The sequence below is a fragment of the Serratia sp. LTN-2 genome, from assembly GCF_059740205.1.
On sequence record NZ_JCAXDO010000011.1, the window covers coordinates 41,489 to 58,355 of the forward strand.

The window sequence follows — 16,867 nt, forward strand, 5'->3', positions numbered from 1 at the left end:
ATGACGGCGAACGCGATTACTTCTGCATGCTGCCGACCATCGCCTCCGGCCGCACCCACTCGTCGAACTGCGCTTCGGTCAGATAGCCGAGCTTCAGCGCCGCGGCTTTCAGCGTCAGCCCTTCCTTGTGCGCTTTCTTGGCGATTTCCGCCGCCTTGTCATAGCCGATATGGGTGTTGAGCGCGGTCACCAACATCAGCGATTCATTCAGCAACTGGGTGATGCGATCGCGATTCGGTTCGATGCCTACCGCGCAGTGCTCGTTGAAGCCCTGCATGCCGTCGGCCAGCAGACGGATCGACTGCAGATAGTTGTGGATCACCATCGGGCGGAATACGTTCAGCTCGAAGTTGCCGGAAGCGCCGCCGATGTTCACCGCCACATCGTTGCCCAGCACCTGGGCACACAGCATGGTCATCGCTTCGCACTGGGTCGGATTGACCTTGCCCGGCATGATCGAACTGCCCGGTTCGTTCTCCGGGATCGCGATCTCGCCGATGCCGCAGCGCGGGCCGGACGCCAGCCAGCGCACATCGTTAGCGATCTTCATCAGCGAGGCCGCCAACCCTTTCAGCGCGCCATGGCCCTGCACCAGCGCATCGCAGGTCGCCAGCGCTTCGAACTTGTTCGGGGCGGTGACGAACGGCTGATGGGTCAATGCCGCCAGCGCTTTAGCGACGCGCACCGCGTACTCCGGATGGGTGTTCAGACCGGTGCCGACCGCCGTGCCGCCCAGCGCCAGCTCGGCGAGGTGCGGGATACTGTCTTCGATGTGTTTCAGGCTGTGCGCCAGCATCGCCGCCCAGCCGGAGATCTCCTGGCCCAGGGTCAGCGGCGTGGCGTCCTGCAGATGGGTGCGGCCGATTTTGACGATGTCGCGGTAGGCTTCGGCCTTGTCGCTCAGCGTCTTGTGCAACACTTTCAGCTCGGGGATCAGGTGCTCGCGCAGCGCAATCACCGCCGCCACGTGCATCGCGGTGGGAAACACGTCGTTGGAGCTTTGGCTTTTATTGACGTCGTCGTTCGGGTGCACCTTGCGCTCTTCACCGCGCACGCCGCCCAGCAGCTCGCTGGCGCGGTTGGCCAACACTTCGTTCATGTTCATGTTGGTCTGGGTGCCGGAGCCGGTTTGCCAGATCGAGAGCGGGAACTGGTCGGCATGGCTGCCCGCCAGCACTTCGTCGGCGGCTTTGATGATGACGGCGCCCCGCTCGGCCGGCAGCAGCCCGAGATCCACGTTCACCTGCGCAGCGGCGCGCTTGGTCAACGCCAGCGCATGGATCAGCGCGGTCGGCATCTTTTCGGTGGAAATGCGGAAATGCGCCAATGAGCGCTGGGTCTGCGCGCCCCACAGCTTGTCGGCCGGTACTTCGATGGGGCCCATGGAGTCTTTTTCGATACGAACGCCTGCCATCATTGTCTCCTTAGCATAATTCCTAAAATTGTAGGGTCAGGCCGACGCGCTACCCCCCGTCGGCACGCACTCCCAGTATAGTGACATAATAACTATTCGCATTAAGAGAGTTATCTCACAGCACGTTTCATCTCTTTGACCCATTGATGACGCGGTTATTTGCCATCGGTTAACCCGTGCAAAAATAACGTTGAAGAATGCGCCCGGATAATAGACACGCAGATAAGAACTAACGCGGATGCCGTGAATTAACGTTATTGATGCGCTGCGCCTGCAAATGGTTGAGCTCATCGATACGCTGCTGCTGCAGATGATTGATCTCATCGTAGGCGTCTTGCCGCTCATTATGGCGATACGCCCCGGCCGCCACCGCGCCGGCGGTGAGCGCCAACGGATGCGGTGCGGGCGCGGTCGCGACGGGAACCGCTGCCGGTGCGGGCGCAACGACGATCGGCGCCGGCGTTATCACCACGGCGCGCGGGGCGGAGTAGGGATAGGTGACGATCACCGCGGCCTGGGCTGCGCCGGTGCAAAGCCCCAATAGCAACAACAGTTTTTTCATGCGACAGACCTCTTGTTTCATTAAATTGACTCGTTAACGGTTACGGTAACGAGGTCTGTCATTCAGGTTTAAGCTCGGCGTGTGATCGCCCGGCGCAGCGCGAAAATAATAATAAGGGAATGGCTCAGACGGTAAAAAATAAATTCGGTCGACATATTTTGACATGCTGAAAATTAAATAATGCGGCAGGTTGTCCGAGCAGTCGGCAATAACCCCGCCTTCCCCAAAAATAATCGATTAACGGGTTTACCGGGCCGCCTTGAGGCCGGCGCGCCATTTGAGACGCCGATCGTTATCACGCTATACTTTGGCCGCATTGCCGGGCGCGACGTTATCCGGCGTTATTTTGATCGCGCCCATGATTTTTACCGTCGACGCGGGCGTATGATGGTCGTCGGCAAAGATTGAGATAATCATACAAAAAATCAGTAAGTTATTGGCCGTCAGTACGGCAATGACGCAAAGGACGTTTATCGACATGCAAAAAATGACCAACGCGGTACAGAATTACGCCTGGGGCAGCCACGATGCGCTGACTCGCCTTTACGGCATCGCCAATCCCGATAACCAGCCGATGGCCGAACTGTGGATGGGCGCGCATCCCAAGAGCCCTTCCCGCGTGCCGGGCGCCGACGGCGAGCTGCGGTCGCTGCGCTTTCTTATCGATGAAGACCAGCCAAAGCAGCTGGGTGCCGACGTCGCCAGCCGCTTTGGCGAGTTGCCGTTCCTGTTTAAAGTGCTGTGCGCCGATCAACCGCTGTCGATCCAGGTCCATCCGAGCAAAGCGGCGGCCGAGATCGGCTTCGCGAAAGAGAACGCCGCCGGCATCCCGCTGAGCGCCGCCGAACGCAACTACAAAGATCCCAATCACAAGCCCGAGCTGGTCTTCGCCCTGACGCCGTTCCTGGCGATGAACGGCTTTCGCGAGCTGGCCGATATCGTTTCCCTGCTGCAGCCGATCGCCGGCGCGCACCACGACATCGCCGCCTTCCTGCAACAGCCGGACACCGCGCACCTGTCGACCCTGTTCGCCAGTCTGTTGACGATGAGCGGCGAGCAAAAATCGCTGGCGCTCGGCGTGCTGAAAGCCGCGCTCAACAACCAGCAGGGTGAACCCTGGGATACCGTGCGCTTTATCGCCGGCTTTTACCCGGACGACAGCGGCCTGTTCTCGCCGCTGCTGCTGAACGTGGTGCAGCTCGCACCGGGCGAGGCGATGTTCCTGTATGCCGAAACGCCGCACGCCTACCTGAAAGGCGTGGCGCTGGAGGTGATGGCCAACTCGGATAACGTGCTGCGCGCCGGCCTGACGCCGAAATTTATCGACGTGCCTGAGCTGCTGGCCAACCTGCAGTTCCGCCCGCAGCCGGCGTCCGGCCTGCTGACCCAACCGGAACAGCGCGGCAATGAGCTGTTCTTCCCGATCCCGGTGGAGGATTTCGCCTTCTCGCTGCACGATTTGACCGCCGCTCCACAGGCGCTGACGCAGCAGAGCGCGGCCATCGTGTTCTGCGTCAGCGGTGAAGCGACGCTGGAAAAATCGGGGCAGCGCCTGGCGCTCCAACCGGGCGAATCCTGCTTTATCGGCGCCTTCGAATCCCCGGTCAACGTCAGCGGCAGCGGCCGCATCGCCCGGGTTTATAACCAGCTGGCCTAACCGTTGATAAATTTCAGCAAATTGCTTGCTGAAAGCGAGAGCTGCCCCCACAATTAAACGCCTGCGGGCGTTTATTGTCGGCCCGTATTTGCCCCCTCCCTCGCAACGGAGGGTTATAAGAAAAAAGGATGAAACAGAGCTATGAAAAAATCGTTAGTCGCTGTCAGCGTCATTGTGGTTCTTGGCGCAGCATGGACCGGGGCATCCTGGTACACCGGGAAACTGATCGAGCAACACATGGGCGAAGTCGTCGACAACGCCAACGGCCAGTTGAAAGCTTACCTGCCGAAAGCCGGCGTCAAGCTGAGCTATGAAAATTACCAGCGCGGCCTGTTCAGCAGCAAAGTGCGTTATGTGCTGCGTTCCGACGGCACGGATACCAGTGAGAACGCGGCGCTGAAAACCGGTGAAGAAGTGGCGTTCCTGGAAACCATCGATCACGGTCCGTTCCCCTTCGCCCAGCTGAAAAAATTCAACCTGCTGCCGAGCATGGCGTCGGTGCATACCGAGCTGGAAAATACCCCGGCGGTGAAAGGCCTGTTTGAGGTCACCAAAGGCAAATCGCTGTTTACCGCCGATTCGCGCATCTCGTACAACGGTGACACCGCGTCCGCCATCGACATCATCCCGCTGGAATACCAGAAGGATAAATCCTCGCTGAAATTCAGCGGCGCCACCCTCAACGCCGACGTGTCCAGCGATCTGAAGAACCTCGCGCTCGACGCCAACAGCGACAACATCACCGTGAGCAGCCCGAACGCTTTCGGCCAAACCGAGCAGATCACCTTCCAGGGCTTCAAGCTGAAAGGCAACAGCGACGAGAGCAAGTTCGGCGTTAAACTCGGCGATCAGACGATGACGCTGAAGCAGTTCAAGTTGGCGATTGACGGTAAAGACGCCGTGACCCTGGACGGCTTCAACCTGGTGAGCAAGTTCGGCGAGCAAGGCAGCAGCAATATCGGCGGCCAGATCGACTACACCATGGACGCGCTCAAGGTGCAGGGCAACGACTTCGGCGCCGGTAAACTGACGCTGAAAATCGACAACGTCGACGGCAAAGCGCTGAAAGATTTCTCCGATAGCTACAACCGCCAGACCATGGCGCTGCTGCAGCAGGGTGAAAATCTGGATCCGGAGGTCTACGAACAGCAGACCACCGAGATGCTGCAAAAGAACCTGCCGCTGCTGCTGAAAGGCAACCCAAGCCTCAGCATCGCCCCGCTGAGCTGGAAAAACGGCAAGGGTGAAAGCACCTTCACGCTGGATCTGGCGCTGACCGATCCAAGCCAGGCCGGCTCTCCGGCCGAATCGCCGGACCAGATGGTCGCGCGCGTGGTGAAAAAACTGGATCTCAGCCTGACCATTCCGGAAGCGATGGCCACCGAAGTGACCGCGAAGACCGCGCTGTTGCAGGGTTACAACGAGGAAGACGCGCAGAAGCTGGCGCAGCAGCAAGTGCAGGGTCTGGCGGCGATGGGCCAGATGTTCAAGCTGACTACCCAGAAAGACGGCGTGATCGCGAGCAAGTTCCACTATGCTGACAATCAGGTTGACCTGAACGGCAACAAGATGTCGCTGCAGGAGTTCATCGGCCAGTTCGGCCTGCTGGGCGGCGGCGCCCCGGCGGAAGACGACGAACCGGCGCAGGATGCGCAGCCTGTTCCGGCACCGGCGCAGTAATCGCCTGAAAGCCTGATCGAGGGCCCCCTGCGGGGCCCTTTTTATTTACCCCGCATAAACCGCATCGCGGATCTGCTGCGGATAGCGGCCGCACATGCCTTCGAACGCGGTATTGGTCAAGACAACCACGCTCAGCTGCGCCTCGGGATCAAAGAACCAGCTGTGGCCATAAACCCCGCCCCAGGCCTGGGTGCCCGCATGCTGCGGCGTATTTGCCGCCTCGGCATCTACCAGCAGCGCCCCGCAGAATCCCCACCCCCAACCTGGCCCTTGCGTTTGCGCCTCGGCGCCGACGTGCGGACTATTCAGCAAAGCCACCGTCTCCGGCCGCAGAATGCCCTGCCCGCCGCTGCGCAGCGCCTCCACCAGCCGCAGCACGTCGTCGGCATCGCCAACCATGCCGGCGCCGCCGGAAGGAAACGCTTCGGCGTCAAACGCGCGCGCCGGCGAGAATTCGACATCGGCGCCCATGTCCTCCGGCAGCGCCACCCGCACGCCTTCCGACATGCGCTGCGGCCCCTGCGGCGTATTGTAATACGGCGTCGCCAGGTTCGCGGCGTCGGTGGCATGGAACGCGGTATTGCCGAGCGCCAGCGGCCGCGCGACCCATTCGACAAACAGCTGCGGCAGCGACATGCTCGTCACCCGTTCAAGCACCGCCCCCAGCACGTCGATCGCCAACGAATAGTTGAAGCGCACTCCTGGTTCCGACAGCAAAGGCGCCTGCGCCAGCCGCCGCAGGTTTTGCTCCAGCGTCAGCGTCGAGCGCTCCACGCCGTCCTGGATCCCCATCTGGTGATATACGCCTGTCGGCGGCTGATTCAGCCGATAATCCAGCCCGGCGGTATGGCTCAGCAAATGACGAATTTTGATCGCCGGTCGACGGCCGTCGGCCAGCGCCGGGGTAAACCACGGCAGCCAATCGCTGACCGCATCGTCCAGCGCCAACTTACCCTGTTCGATCAAACGCAGCGCCGCCAGCACGGTATAGGGTTTGGACACCGACGACAGCCGAAACTGCGTTTCCCGCCGCATCGGCCGCCGCGCCTCGCGATCGGCATAGCCGGCCGCCCCGGCGTAGCAAATCTCGCCCTGCCGCGCCACCAGCACCACGCTGCCCACGATGCGGCCTTCGGCGATCGCCTGCCGATCGATAGCCGCGAGCCGTTCTGTTAACGTCTGTTGTTTCGCCAACATGTTTTTTGCTCTTTGATAAAAAGTACATTCAGTCTAGAACGTTATTCATAAATTAAAATACGGCATAATTTAATGGATCATTAAGCACAGGTTAGCAATCTATGAGTTCACTTTTGCAACTGCTGCCCTATTTCGAAGCCGTCGCGCGCCTGGGCAACTTTACCCGCGCGGCTAACCAGCTGGGCGTCACGCCGCCGGCGGTGTCGCAAAATATACAGGCGCTGGAAAATCAGCTGGGGGTGCGACTCTTCCACCGCACCAGCCGCTCGGTGCGGCTGAGCGACGAAGGCCGGTTGTTCTATCAGAAGGTGTCGCCGGCGATGAACCAGATCGACGCGGCGGCGGACGACGTGCGTACCCTGGGCGCACAGCCGGCGGGCCTGCTGCGCATTACGCTGCCGCAGTTGGCCGCTTCGCTGCTGGTAATGCCGCACCTGGCGGCGTTTCAGCGCCGCTATCCCGAGGTGCAGCTGGAACTGTTTACCGAAGACCGCTTTTCCGATCTGGTGCTGGGCAGTTTCGATGCCGGCATTCGCATGCACGCCATGCTGCAAAAGGACATGGTCGCCGTGCCGATCGACAACGGGCAACGCCGGGTGCTGGTCGCCTCACCCGACTATCTGGCGCGCTGCGGCGCACCGGCCACGCCGGATGAGCTGCTCGCGCACCATTGCCTGCGCTACCGTTTTCCCGGCAGCGGCAAACTGGAACCCTGGTATTTCAGTCAACATGGCGATGAACGCGCGCTGGACGTCAGCGGCAGTTTGATTTTTAACGAAGATAGGCTGATCAAGGATGCCGCGTTGGCGGGACTGGGGATTGCACAGCGTTTTCAGGGCACGGTGCTGAAAGAACTGGCGCAGGGCGATCTGGTGGAAGTGTTGCCGGACTGCGCCAGCGAGACGTCGGGATTTTTCATCTACTTTCCCGCCGGCCGGCATTTGCCGCTCAAGCTGCGCGCCTTTATCGATTTCATGCGCGAGCGGCGTGAACGGCAGCATCGGTAATAGGGGCGCCCCGTCGGCGCCCCTGTCCGTCAGCGCTTATCCAGCGCCTGGATGATGCGGTAAGCCGCCTCGACGCGATCGTCGTTCGGGAACCACTTGTTGGCCAGCATCACCACGGCGATATTTTTCGCCGGGATAAACACCGCGTAGGTGGAGAAGCCGCCGGTGGAGCCGGTTTTGTTATACCAGCCGGCGCGCAATTCCGGCTGCGGCGGCGTGAGGACGGTGGCCGGCGTGCCGTTCATGATCATCCCGGCGTTGTTGCCTTCGATCAGTCGCGGCAGTTTTACCGGATACGGGTAGTTCTCCCACATCAGATCTTGCGTGAACGCGCCCGCCTTGTAATAACCGACGTGCGTGCCGGCCAGCGCTTCGCGCCACGGCTGTGCGACTTTCACCTGCTGCAGGTTGGCGTCCAGGTAACGAATCAGATCGCGGGCGTTGGATTTGATGCCGTAAGACTCGGCATCCAGCGGGCCGGGATTGACCCGCACCGGTTTGTCGTCCTTGTTATATCCTTGCGCATAGTTGGCCATCTGCGCCGCCGGCACCTGAATATAGGTGTGGCTCATGCCCAGCGCCGGCAACATCCCCTGTTCCATCGCCTGAATAAACGGCTGGTCGAGGCTCTTGGCGGCGATCATGCCCAGCATGCCGATGCCGAGGTTGGAGTAGACGCGGTAGCTGCCGACCGGGTGTTTCGGCTGCCAGGCGCGATAGTAGGCCATCAATTGCGTATTGTCGGTGACGTCGTCCGGCACGAACAGCGGCAAACCGGAGGTATGGGTCGCCAGATTCAGCAGGCTGACGCCATCGAAGGCGCTGCCGCGCAGTTCAGGCAGATAGCGGCTGGCCGGATCGCTGAACGACAGCTTGCCCTGCTGCTGCGCATAGACCGCCAGCGTCGCAGTGAAGGTTTTGCTCAGCGAGCCCACTTCGAACAGCGTCTGCTCGGTGATCGGTTTGCCGGTCTGCTTCGAGGCCACGCCATACGGGTAGATCTGCTGTTTGCCGTCGACCGACACGGCGATCGCCATGCCCGGCACGCCGTACTTTTTCATCAGCGGCTGAATTACGGCGTCGATATCCTGCTGCTGTGCGGCATGCGCGGTCGGCAGGATCAATGCGGCGATCAGCGCGGCCGCCAGGCGATTCATTTTCGTCATGATAGAAACTCTTCGGTTGCAGGGCATCGGCGCGGCCAAAAGTTTTTGTTGGCGTTGAACACGGCGTTTTCCCTGATTGATGATGTCATTCCTTTACGGACTCCGCCACTTTCGCAGCAGTGGCGCCAAATATCGGATTTTGCCGCCGGGTTGACAAGCGATAATAATTTCAGCCAGCATAAAGAAAAACTTATGGCTATCAATCATGCGCAATCGACTTCCCCTCAACGCCCTGCGGGCGTTCGAATCTTCCGCTCGCCACCTGAACTTCACCCGCGCCGGCCTGGAGCTGAGGGTGACCCAGGCCGCCGTCAGCCAGCAGGTGCGCATGCTGGAAGAACAGCTGGGCATTCAGCTGTTCCGCCGCCTGCCGCGCGGGCTGGATCTGACGGAAGAAGGCCAGGCGCTGCTGCCGGTGTTGAACGACGCCTTCGACCGTATCGAGGCGGTGCTGCAGCAGTTCGAAGGCGGGCATTTCCACGAGGTGCTGACGGTGGCGGTGGTCGGCACCTTCGCCGTCGGCTGGCTGATGCCACGGCTGGCGGCGTTCCGCACCGCCCATCCGTTTATCGATCTGCGGGTGTTGACCCACAACAACCTGGTCAATCTGTCGGCGGACGGCATGGATTTCGCCATCCGCTTCGGCGAAGGCCTGTGGCCCGCCACCCGCAATATCAAACTGTTCGACGCGCCGCTGACGGTGCTCTGCCCGCCGGCGGTTGCCGCGCGCCTGCACGCGCCGCAGGATCTGCAGCACGAGCAGCTGATGCGCACTTACCGCAAGGATGAATGGGAGCGCTGGTTCAGCGCGGCGCAGGTGACGCCGTGGCGGATCAACGGCCCGGTGTTCGATTCCTCAAGGCTGATGGTGGAAGGCGCGATCCAGTGCGACGGCGTGGCGCTGGCGCCGGTCAGCATGTTCCGCCGCGAACTGGCCACCGGCGCGCTGCAGCGGCCGTTCGCCGCCGAGGCCGCGCTCGGCGCCTATTGGCTGACCCATTTGAAGTCGCGAGATTTGACGCCGGCGATGAAAGCCTTTATCGGCTGGATCGGCCGGGAGGCGGAAGAGGAGCAGCGGCGCGACTAAGCGGAGCCGCGCCGGATCAGCGCCGGCGGCAAGATGACGTTCTGCGTCGGCAGATCGGCGTCATGGATGCGCTGCAACAGGCGCGCAGCGGCGCTGCGCCCCACTTCCCGCGCCGAGCTGGAAACAAAGGTCAGCGGCGGCTCGGTCAGTTCGGCCTCCGGCACGTCGCCAAAGCCGATCAGCGCCACCTGTCGCCCGTAGTAGGCGTCGACCCCGTCCGAACCGATGCTGCGGCCGCTGCGCGTCAGGCCAAAGTAGGCGCCCAGCGCCACCGACGCCTTGTGGCAGACGATAGCGGTGATATTCGGGTAGTGGCGCAGCAGCTGCTCCGCCGCCTCCGCCGCCTGGCTCTGTCGGCAATCGCACTCGACGATCCATTCGCTGCGAAACGGCAGGCCATACTGCAACAGCGTGGCACAGAATCCGCCCAGCCGTTCAGCGCGCGTCAACGAGTCGCTCTGGCCGCCGAGGTAAGCGATTTGGCTGTGACCGCGGGCGATCAAAAACTCGGTGGCCAGCTTGGCGGCCTGCATATTGTCCGGCCGTACCACGTCCACCCCCTCGAGACCGCTGGAGCGCGCCACGCAGACCAGCGGCACGCCCTGCTCGGCCGCCTTTTCCTTCAGCCCCGCCGCCGCGCGAATGCCGCCCGCCAGCACGATGCCGTCGACGCCCTGCGCCAGCAGCGCGTCAAACGCCCGCTGCAGCCCCAGACCTTCCCGCCCGCTCTGCGTCAAAAACAGCAGTTTGTCGTGCGCCTCCAGCGTTTCGCTCAGCCCGGCAGTCATTTCGGCATAGAAGGGTTCGCAGATGTCGCGCAGAATCAGGCCGATCACCCCGGACTCGCCGCCGCGCAGCGTCGCCGCCTGGCGGTTGCGCACATAGCCCAGCTGCGCTATCGCCTGATTGACCTTCTCGACGGTGGTGGGCGAAATCCGCCCCTTGCCGCTCAACACCAGGGAAACCGTGGTGACCGAAACGCCCGCCTGTTGCGCCACATCGGTAATGGTGATCTTTTTAATGCTCATAGTCTCTGCGAACCCGTTCCTGGGCAACCCGCGCCGTGATGATCAAGGGTATACCGAATCCGTTAACTCAGTAAAACGTTTTACTGACCGCCGCATTGTCGCCAAAAAGCGGGCGGCAAATTTGTGATTAACGGCGCATTTTTGCTAGGTAAAACGTTTTATCTTCTTTTTACCTAATCAGCAGTCCCCTTTTTGCTCGTCTTTTCGCCAGGAGAAGTCGGTTATGTCAGCAGCCAACAAACCAAAAATCACCCTCTGGGAGTTCTTCCAGAGCCTGGGCAAAACGTTCATGTTGCCCGTCGCCTTGCTCTCTTTCTGCGGCATCATGCTGGGGATCGGCAGCTCGCTGAGCAGCCGCGATGTGATCACCCTGATGCCGTTTATCGGCCATCCGATCTTCCAGCTGATCTTCACCTGGATGAGCAAGATAGGCTCCTTCGCCTTCAGCTTCCTGCCGGTGATGTTCGCCATCGCCATTCCGCTGGGCATGGCGCGCGAGAACAAGGGCGTGGCCGCGTTCTCCGGCTTTGTCGGCTTCGCCGTGCTGAATCTGGCCACCAACTTCTATCTGACCGCCGCCGGCGTGCTGCCCAGCAGCGATCCGTTGGTGCTGAAGGCCAACAATATCCAGAACATTCTCGGCATTCAGTCGATCGACACCGGCATCCTTGGCGCGGTGATCGTCGGTATCATCGTGTATCTGCTGCATGAGCGTTTCCACACCATCCGCCTGCCGGACGCGCTGGCGTTCTTCGGCGGCACCCGCTTCGTGCCGATCGTGACCACCGTGGTGCTGGGCCTGTGCGGCCTGGTGATCCCGTTGATCTGGCCGTGGTTCGCCGCCGGCATTAACGGCCTGGGCCGCGTCATCAACGGCGCCGGCATCTTCGGGCCGATGATTTTCGGCACCGGCGAACGCCTGCTGCTGCCGTTCGGCCTGCATCACATTCTGGTGGCGCTGATCCGCTTTACCGAAGCGGGCGGCACGCTGGACGTTTGCGGCCACAGCGTCAGCGGCGCCCTGACCATCTTCCAGGCCCAGCTCTCCTGCCCGACCACCACCGGCTTTGCCGAAAGCGCCACCCGCTTCCTGTCGCAGGGCAAAATGCCGGCGTTCCTCGGTGGCCTGCCGGGCGCGGCGCTGGCAATGTACCACTGTGCCAAACCGGAGAACCGCCATAAAATCAAAGGGCTGTTGATCTCCGGCGTGGTAGCCTGCGTGGTCGGCGGCACCACCGAACCGATCGAGTTCCTGTTCCTGTTCGTCGCGCCGTTCCTCTATCTGATCCACGCGCTGCTCACCGGGTTGGGCTTTACCGTGATGGCGCTGCTGGGTGTGACCATCGGCAACACCGACGGCAACATCATCGATTTCGTGGTGTTCGGCATTCTGCACGGCACCGCCACCAAGTGGTATCTGGTGCCGGTGGTGGCCGCCGTCTGGTTCGTCGGCTATTACGCCATTTTCCGCTTCGCCATCCAGCGCTTTAACATCAAAACGCCGGGCCGCGAGAGCGACAGCGCCGCCAGCCAGAGCGCGCCGAGCGGAGCAGTGGGCAAATCCGGCTACAATGCGCCGGCGATTTTGGCGGCGCTCGGCGGCCCGGATAACATCATCACGCTGGACAACTGCATCACCCGCCTGCGCCTGTCGGTCAATGACATGAGCCGCGTGGACGATGGCGCGCTGAAGGCCAACCGCGCCATCGGCGTGGTGCATCTCAACGAACATAATCTGCAGGTGGTGATCGGCCCGCAGGTGCAATCGGTGAAGGATGAATTAGACTCACTGATAGCCACGGCGCAACCTGCCGCGGCGCTGCAGGGAGCCACCCATGTTTGATTTCTCCACCCCGATCGACCGCCACGGCACCTGGTGCACCCAGTGGGACTACATCGCCGATCGTTTCGGCAGCGCCGATCTGCTGCCGTTCACCATCTCCGATATGGACTTCGCCACCGCGCCGTGCATTCTCGAGGCGCTGCAGCAGCGCCTGCAGCACGGCGTGCTGGGCTACAGCCGCTGGCAGCACGAGGATTTTCTCGGCGCGCTGCGCCACTGGTATCAGCAACGTTTCAACACCGCTGTCGACACCGCAACGGCGGTGTACGGCCCTTCCGTTATCTACATGGCGGCGCAGCTGATCCGCCAATGGTCCGTGCCGGGCGACTACGTGGTGACCCATACCCCGGCCTACGACGCCTTCTACAAGGTGATCCTCGCCAACCAGCGCCAGCTGCTGGCCTGTCCGCTGCAAAAAGCCGGCGACGACTGGCGCTGCGACATGGCGCACCTTGAGGCGTTGCTGGCGCGGCCGCAAACCAAGATCCTGCTGCTGTGCAGCCCGCACAACCCCACCGGCAAGGTATGGCGTCGCGAAGAGCTGCAGCAGATGGCCGAACTGTGCGAACGCCACGACGTGAGGGTGATCAGCGATGAGATCCACATGGACATGGTATGGGGCGAACACCGCCATACGCCGTGGAGCCAGGTGGCGACCGGCGCCTGGGCAGTGCTGACCTCCGGCTCCAAGAGTTTCAATATTCCGGCGCTGACCGGCGCCTACGGTTTTATCAGCGACGACGCCAGCCGCGAAGCCTACTTCCAGCAGCTCAAATCCCGCGACGGCCTCTCCTCGCCGGCGGTGCTGGCGGTGGCGGCGCACGTGGCCGCCTATCGTCACGGCGAACCCTGGCTGGATGCGCTGCGCGACTATCTGCAGGATAATCTGACCTACGTCGCCGAACGGCTGGCGGAGGCGTTTCCCGCGCTGGGCTGGCGCCCGCCGCAGGCCACCTACCTGGCCTGGATCGATCTGCGGCCGCTGGCCATTGACGATCGCGCGCTGCAGCAGGCGCTGATCGAGCGTGAAAAGGTGGCGATCATGCCGGGCTTCACCTACGGCGAGGAAGGCCGCGGGTTCCTGCGCCTCAACGCCGGCTGCCCGCGCGGCAAGCTGGAGGCCGGCATGGATAAGCTGATCGCCGGGTTGAGGTTTGTCCTGAACGAAAAATAACGCGAGGGGGCGAGCCTGCGCCCGCCCCTGCGTTATGCCTGTACGGCCGGGATCTCCTCCAGATGACGATAGACCGTCAATCCCCACTCCTTGGCCAACCGCACGTCGTTATCGGCCCCCGCAGACGTTCCTTCGATGCGATACACCGCCTGACACTGCGCAATCAACCGGTGAGCCACCGGGTAGAGAAACGCCTCGCTCACCGCATCGCCAAGTTGGGTGGAACCCGCCGCAGCCGCCAGAGGCAGCGCCAACCATTCGCCGATCACCGGTACATGTCCCCGCAGATAGACCGCCAGCGCCGCCTGTTCCAGGCGCGCCAGATTGGCGGCGATGCGCGCCGGATCGCCCTCGGTGCCGCTGCGATAGGGGCCGGCGATCAAAATTTGTTGGGCCTTCATGGTTCTTCCTCCAGCATCCGATTCAAAGCGACAAACTGCAGCAGCATGATGGTTTTGGCGTCAACGATCGCGCCTTGACGAATCGCCTGCAGGGCCTGCGTCAGCGGCAGCTCGATCACCTCCAGATCTTCGCCCTCCGCCGCCACCCCACCGCCCTCGTTGATGCGGTCGGCCGCCTGATATTCGCCGACGAAAAAGTGCAGCTTCTCGGTGACCGAGCCGGGGCTCATGTACGCCTCGAACACTTTCTCCACGTTCTGCACGAAATAGCCGGTTTCCTCTTCGGCTTCTGCGCGAATGCGCGCCTCAGGAGACGCGTCGTCCAATAACCCGGCGGCAGCTTCAATCAACATGCCATCATGGCCGTTGACGAAGACCGGAAAGCGAAACTGGCGCGTCAGGATCACCGTCTTCGTCTGCCGGTTGAACAGCAAAATGGTGGCGCCATCACCGCGATCGTAAGTCTCGCGGCTCTGCCGCTGCCAGACGCCGTCGCGCCGCAGAAAATCAAAGGTGGTTTTTTTCAGCAGATACCAGTCATCGGACAACACCCGGGTTTCGACAATGCGGACTCGGTCTTTGGTGGCAATCATGGTTTTTCTCCGCCATAGGAAGGAAATTGATACTATCGTGCAATTTCGTGTATGATCAAGATATTTCGTGCAAAGCAAATTTGAGGGGAAAATAGCCATGTTGACCAGTCAGCGCAAGAAAATCATCCTGGAGAAACTGGCTCAGGACGGCCAGGTGTTGGCCAAGCAACTCAGCGAGCTGTTCGGGCTGTCGGAAGACACTGTCCGGCGCGATCTGCGCGAACTGGACGCAGAGGGGTTATTGCAGCGGGTACACGGCGGCGCCCTGCCGGTTTCTTCCGCCATCGCCAGCTTCGCCGAACGCAATCACTTGGAATCCGGCGCCAAACGCGCGATCGCCAAAGCGGCGGCGGCGCTGATCGCCCCCGGCCAGGTGGTGATCATCGATGGTGGCACCACTTCCGCCGAGTTGGTCAGGCAACTGCCGGCCAACCTCAACGCCACCGTCGTCACCCACAGCCCCAGCGTCGCCGTAGGTTTGGCCGATCACCCTACGGTGGAGGTGATCCTGATCGGCGGCCGGCTGTATAAGCATTCGATCGTTAGCGTCGGCGCCGCCGCGGTGGAAGCGATGTCGCATATCCGCGCCGATATCTATTTTATGGGCGTAACCGGCGTACACCCCACTGCGGGGCTGAGCACCGGCGATCTGGAAGAAGCCTACATCAAGCGCGCGCTGGCGGCCCGTGCGGCGGAAACCGTCGTGCTGGCCTCTGCCGCCAAACTCAATGCCGCCTCACAATATGCGATCGGCGATATTACGTTGGCGCACACCGTCATCGTTGAACGCGCCACCGACGACGCATTGATCGCGCCGTTGCAGCAGGCGGGCATCAGCGTGTTGAAGGCCTGAATGAGGGTGATAATGCGCTATCCTTGGGATTATTTGTGATGTAAGTCACTTTTTTATGCAACGCAATGGCAAGTTTCATCCATTTGTTTTTATACTGTTCTGCACTTTACCTACGATAATCAGCGAGTGCCCAGCATGATCGATCCCCGCCTTCCGCTTACCGATATTCACCGCCATCTCGACGGCAACATCCGCGCGCAGACGATTCTCGACCTCGGTCGCCAGTTCAATCTCGCCCTGCCGGCCAACGATTTGGAGAGCCTGCGCCCGCACGTGCAGATCACCCACGCCGAACCGGATCTGGTCAGCTTCCTGCAGAAACTGGACTGGGGTGTGGCGGTGCTGGGCGATCTGGACGCCTGCCGCCGGGTGGCTTATGAAAACGTCGAGGATGCCGCCAATGCCGGCCTGCACTACGCCGAGCTGCGCTTTTCCCCTTACTACATGGCGATGAAGCACCAGCTGCCGGTCGCCGGCGTGGTGGAAGCGGTGATCGACGGGATCCGTTCGGGCTGCCGCGATCGCGACATCGACATTCGCCTGATCGGCATCATGAGCCGCACCTTTGGCGAGGCTGCCTGTCTGCAGGAGCTGGAAGGACTGCTGGCGCACCGCGACGGCATTACCGCGTTGGATTTGGCGGGCGATGAGCTTGGCTTCCCCGGCAGCCTGTTCCTCAACCACTTCAACCGCGCGCGCGACGCCGGTCTGCGCATCACCGTACACGCGGGCGAAGCCGCCGGCCCGGAAAGCATCTGGCAGGCGATCCGCGAGCTGGGCGCCGAGCGTATCGGCCACGGGGTGAAAGCGGTCGAAGATCCGGCGCTGATGGACTTCCTGGCGGAACATGGCATCGGCATCGAGTCCTGCCTGACCTCCAACATCCAGACCAGCACCGTGCCATCACTGGCGCAGCATCCGCTGGCCACCTTCCTGCGCCACGGCGTGCTGGCGTCGATCAACACCGACGATCCGGCGGTTCAGGGCATCGAGATCGAGCACGAATACCGCGTCGCCGCGCCGCAGGCCGGGCTGACGCCGGAAGAAATCCGCACCGCGCAGGAAAACGGCCTCAAGCTGGCGTTCCTCAGCGAGCAGGAAAAACAGGCGCTGCGCGCCAAAGTTCAGGGTTAAATCCCCCCAAGGCGCCAAACGGCGCCTTCTTCTCACCTCCCGTTTTCTTCCGCCTGCCCGTCTTTCTCGCT

16 protein-coding genes are annotated in these 16,867 nt (G+C 61.8%); 9 read left to right on the forward strand and 7 right to left on the reverse strand.

Annotation, left to right across the window (positions count from 1 at the left end):
* Positions 1–16 precede the first annotated feature (16 nt).
* Both fumC and AC6BYQ_RS19360 read right to left on the reverse strand, forming a co-directional pair.
* Positions 17–1,414 carry a class II fumarate hydratase gene (fumC, locus tag AC6BYQ_RS19355; RefSeq protein ID WP_498057379.1) on the reverse strand — a complete coding sequence of 466 codons (1,398 nt, stop codon included), beginning with the start codon at positions 1,412–1,414 and terminating at the stop codon, positions 17–19.
* 229 nt (positions 1,415–1,643) lie between these two features.
* The gene (locus tag AC6BYQ_RS19360) at positions 1,644–1,976 is read right to left on the reverse strand and encodes a hypothetical protein (protein ID WP_498057380.1); all 333 of its coding nucleotides are present in this window, start codon (positions 1,974–1,976) and stop codon (positions 1,644–1,646) included.
* Between the two features lie 180 nt (positions 1,977–2,156).
* Here AC6BYQ_RS19360 and AC6BYQ_RS19365 point away from each other — a divergent pair, with 180 nt between their 5' ends.
* From AC6BYQ_RS19365 to AC6BYQ_RS19375, 3 genes are all read left to right on the forward strand, one after another.
* Positions 2,157–2,384, forward strand: a complete 228-nt coding sequence (locus AC6BYQ_RS19365) for a hypothetical protein (protein WP_154746156.1) — start codon at positions 2,157–2,159, stop codon at positions 2,382–2,384.
* 70 nt (positions 2,385–2,454) lie between these two features.
* Positions 2,455–3,633, forward strand: a complete 1,179-nt coding sequence (gene manA / locus AC6BYQ_RS19370) for a mannose-6-phosphate isomerase (RefSeq protein ID WP_198636426.1) — start codon at positions 2,455–2,457, stop codon at positions 3,631–3,633.
* A 141-nt stretch (positions 3,634–3,774) separates the two neighbouring features.
* Positions 3,775–5,313 carry a YdgA family protein gene (locus AC6BYQ_RS19375; protein ID WP_025159720.1) on the forward strand — a complete coding sequence of 513 codons (1,539 nt, stop codon included), beginning with the start codon at positions 3,775–3,777 and terminating at the stop codon, positions 5,311–5,313.
* 45 nt (positions 5,314–5,358) lie between these two features.
* Here AC6BYQ_RS19375 and AC6BYQ_RS19380 read toward each other — a convergent pair whose 3' ends face one another.
* Positions 5,359–6,510, reverse strand: a complete 1,152-nt coding sequence (locus tag AC6BYQ_RS19380; RefSeq protein WP_498057382.1) for a serine hydrolase domain-containing protein — start codon at positions 6,508–6,510, stop codon at positions 5,359–5,361.
* Between the two features lie 101 nt (positions 6,511–6,611).
* Here AC6BYQ_RS19380 and AC6BYQ_RS19385 point away from each other — a divergent pair, with 101 nt between their 5' ends.
* Positions 6,612–7,517 (forward strand): LysR family transcriptional regulator, encoded by a 906-nt coding sequence (locus AC6BYQ_RS19385; protein ID WP_025159718.1) that lies wholly within the window; start codon positions 6,612–6,614, stop codon positions 7,515–7,517.
* Between the two features lie 29 nt (positions 7,518–7,546).
* Here AC6BYQ_RS19385 and blaSRT read toward each other — a convergent pair whose 3' ends face one another.
* Complete coding sequence (blaSRT, locus tag AC6BYQ_RS19390) at positions 7,547–8,683, reverse strand: SRT/SST family class C beta-lactamase (protein ID WP_025159717.1); 1,137 nt, start codon at positions 8,681–8,683, stop codon at positions 7,547–7,549.
* Positions 8,684–8,888: 205 nt separating this feature from the next.
* Here blaSRT and AC6BYQ_RS19395 point away from each other — a divergent pair, with 205 nt between their 5' ends.
* Positions 8,889–9,770 (forward strand): LysR family transcriptional regulator, encoded by an 882-nt coding sequence (locus AC6BYQ_RS19395; RefSeq protein ID WP_025159716.1) that lies wholly within the window; start codon positions 8,889–8,891, stop codon positions 9,768–9,770.
* Here AC6BYQ_RS19395 and AC6BYQ_RS19400 read toward each other — a convergent pair.
* Positions 9,767–10,798 (reverse strand): Mal regulon transcriptional regulator MalI, encoded by a 1,032-nt coding sequence (locus AC6BYQ_RS19400; protein ID WP_498057383.1) that lies wholly within the window; start codon positions 10,796–10,798, stop codon positions 9,767–9,769. The two genes, AC6BYQ_RS19395 and AC6BYQ_RS19400, sit on opposite strands and share 4 nt — an antisense overlap.
* A 223-nt stretch (positions 10,799–11,021) precedes the next feature.
* Between AC6BYQ_RS19400 and malX the strand changes: the two genes are divergently transcribed.
* Positions 11,022–12,641: a maltose/glucose-specific PTS transporter subunit IIBC gene (gene malX / locus AC6BYQ_RS19405; protein ID WP_498057384.1), complete on the forward strand. Its 1,620-nt coding sequence runs from the start codon at positions 11,022–11,024 to the stop codon at positions 12,639–12,641.
* Entirely contained in the window at positions 12,634–13,815 is a 1,182-nt protein-coding gene (locus AC6BYQ_RS19410) for a MalY/PatB family protein (protein WP_498057385.1), read from the forward strand. The genes malX and AC6BYQ_RS19410 overlap by 8 nt, the downstream gene beginning before the upstream one ends.
* A 32-nt stretch (positions 13,816–13,847) precedes the next feature.
* Here the strand turns inward: AC6BYQ_RS19410 and AC6BYQ_RS19415 are convergent, their stop codons facing one another.
* Entirely contained in the window at positions 13,848–14,216 is a 369-nt protein-coding gene (locus tag AC6BYQ_RS19415; protein WP_019455938.1) for a hypothetical protein, read from the reverse strand.
* Entirely contained in the window at positions 14,213–14,809 is a 597-nt protein-coding gene (locus AC6BYQ_RS19420; protein ID WP_498057386.1) for an NUDIX domain-containing protein, read from the reverse strand. The genes AC6BYQ_RS19415 and AC6BYQ_RS19420 overlap by 4 nt, the downstream gene beginning before the upstream one ends.
* Positions 14,810–14,906: 97 nt before the next feature.
* Here AC6BYQ_RS19420 and AC6BYQ_RS19425 point away from each other — a divergent pair, with 97 nt between their 5' ends.
* The gene (locus tag AC6BYQ_RS19425) at positions 14,907–15,662 is read left to right on the forward strand and encodes a DeoR/GlpR family DNA-binding transcription regulator (RefSeq protein WP_025159715.1); all 756 of its coding nucleotides are present in this window, start codon (positions 14,907–14,909) and stop codon (positions 15,660–15,662) included.
* Positions 15,663–15,797: 135 nt separating this feature from the next.
* A complete protein-coding gene (gene add / locus AC6BYQ_RS19430; RefSeq protein WP_019455941.1) occupies positions 15,798–16,796 on the forward strand; it encodes an adenosine deaminase in 999 nt (332 codons plus the stop codon).
* The last annotated feature ends 71 nt before the right edge of the window (positions 16,797–16,867 follow it).

Bases quoted from the DNA above. Each gene is read 5' to 3' on its own strand.
- fumC (WP_498057379.1), bottom strand. From the start codon at position 1,414: ATGGCAGGCGTTCGTATCGAAAAAGACTCCATGGGCCCCATCGAAGTA.
- AC6BYQ_RS19360 (WP_498057380.1), bottom strand. From the start codon at position 1,976: ATGAAAAAACTGTTGTTGCTATTGGGGCTTTGCACCGGCGCAGCCCAG.
- AC6BYQ_RS19365 (WP_154746156.1), top strand. From the start codon at position 2,157: ATGCGGCAGGTTGTCCGAGCAGTCGGCAATAACCCCGCCTTCCCCAAA.
- manA (WP_198636426.1), top strand. From the start codon at position 2,455: ATGCAAAAAATGACCAACGCGGTACAGAATTACGCCTGGGGCAGCCAC.
- AC6BYQ_RS19375 (WP_025159720.1), top strand. From the start codon at position 3,775: ATGAAAAAATCGTTAGTCGCTGTCAGCGTCATTGTGGTTCTTGGCGCA.
- AC6BYQ_RS19380 (WP_498057382.1), bottom strand. From the start codon at position 6,510: ATGTTGGCGAAACAACAGACGTTAACAGAACGGCTCGCGGCTATCGAT.
- AC6BYQ_RS19385 (WP_025159718.1), top strand. From the start codon at position 6,612: ATGAGTTCACTTTTGCAACTGCTGCCCTATTTCGAAGCCGTCGCGCGC.
- blaSRT (WP_025159717.1), bottom strand. From the start codon at position 8,683: ATGACGAAAATGAATCGCCTGGCGGCCGCGCTGATCGCCGCATTGATC.
- AC6BYQ_RS19395 (WP_025159716.1), top strand. From the start codon at position 8,889: ATGCGCAATCGACTTCCCCTCAACGCCCTGCGGGCGTTCGAATCTTCC.
- AC6BYQ_RS19400 (WP_498057383.1), bottom strand. From the start codon at position 10,798: ATGAGCATTAAAAAGATCACCATTACCGATGTGGCGCAACAGGCGGGC.
- malX (WP_498057384.1), top strand. From the start codon at position 11,022: ATGTCAGCAGCCAACAAACCAAAAATCACCCTCTGGGAGTTCTTCCAG.
- AC6BYQ_RS19410 (WP_498057385.1), top strand. From the start codon at position 12,634: ATGTTTGATTTCTCCACCCCGATCGACCGCCACGGCACCTGGTGCACC.
- AC6BYQ_RS19415 (WP_019455938.1), bottom strand. From the start codon at position 14,216: ATGAAGGCCCAACAAATTTTGATCGCCGGCCCCTATCGCAGCGGCACC.
- AC6BYQ_RS19420 (WP_498057386.1), bottom strand. From the start codon at position 14,809: ATGATTGCCACCAAAGACCGAGTCCGCATTGTCGAAACCCGGGTGTTG.
- AC6BYQ_RS19425 (WP_025159715.1), top strand. From the start codon at position 14,907: ATGTTGACCAGTCAGCGCAAGAAAATCATCCTGGAGAAACTGGCTCAG.
- add (WP_019455941.1), top strand. From the start codon at position 15,798: ATGATCGATCCCCGCCTTCCGCTTACCGATATTCACCGCCATCTCGAC.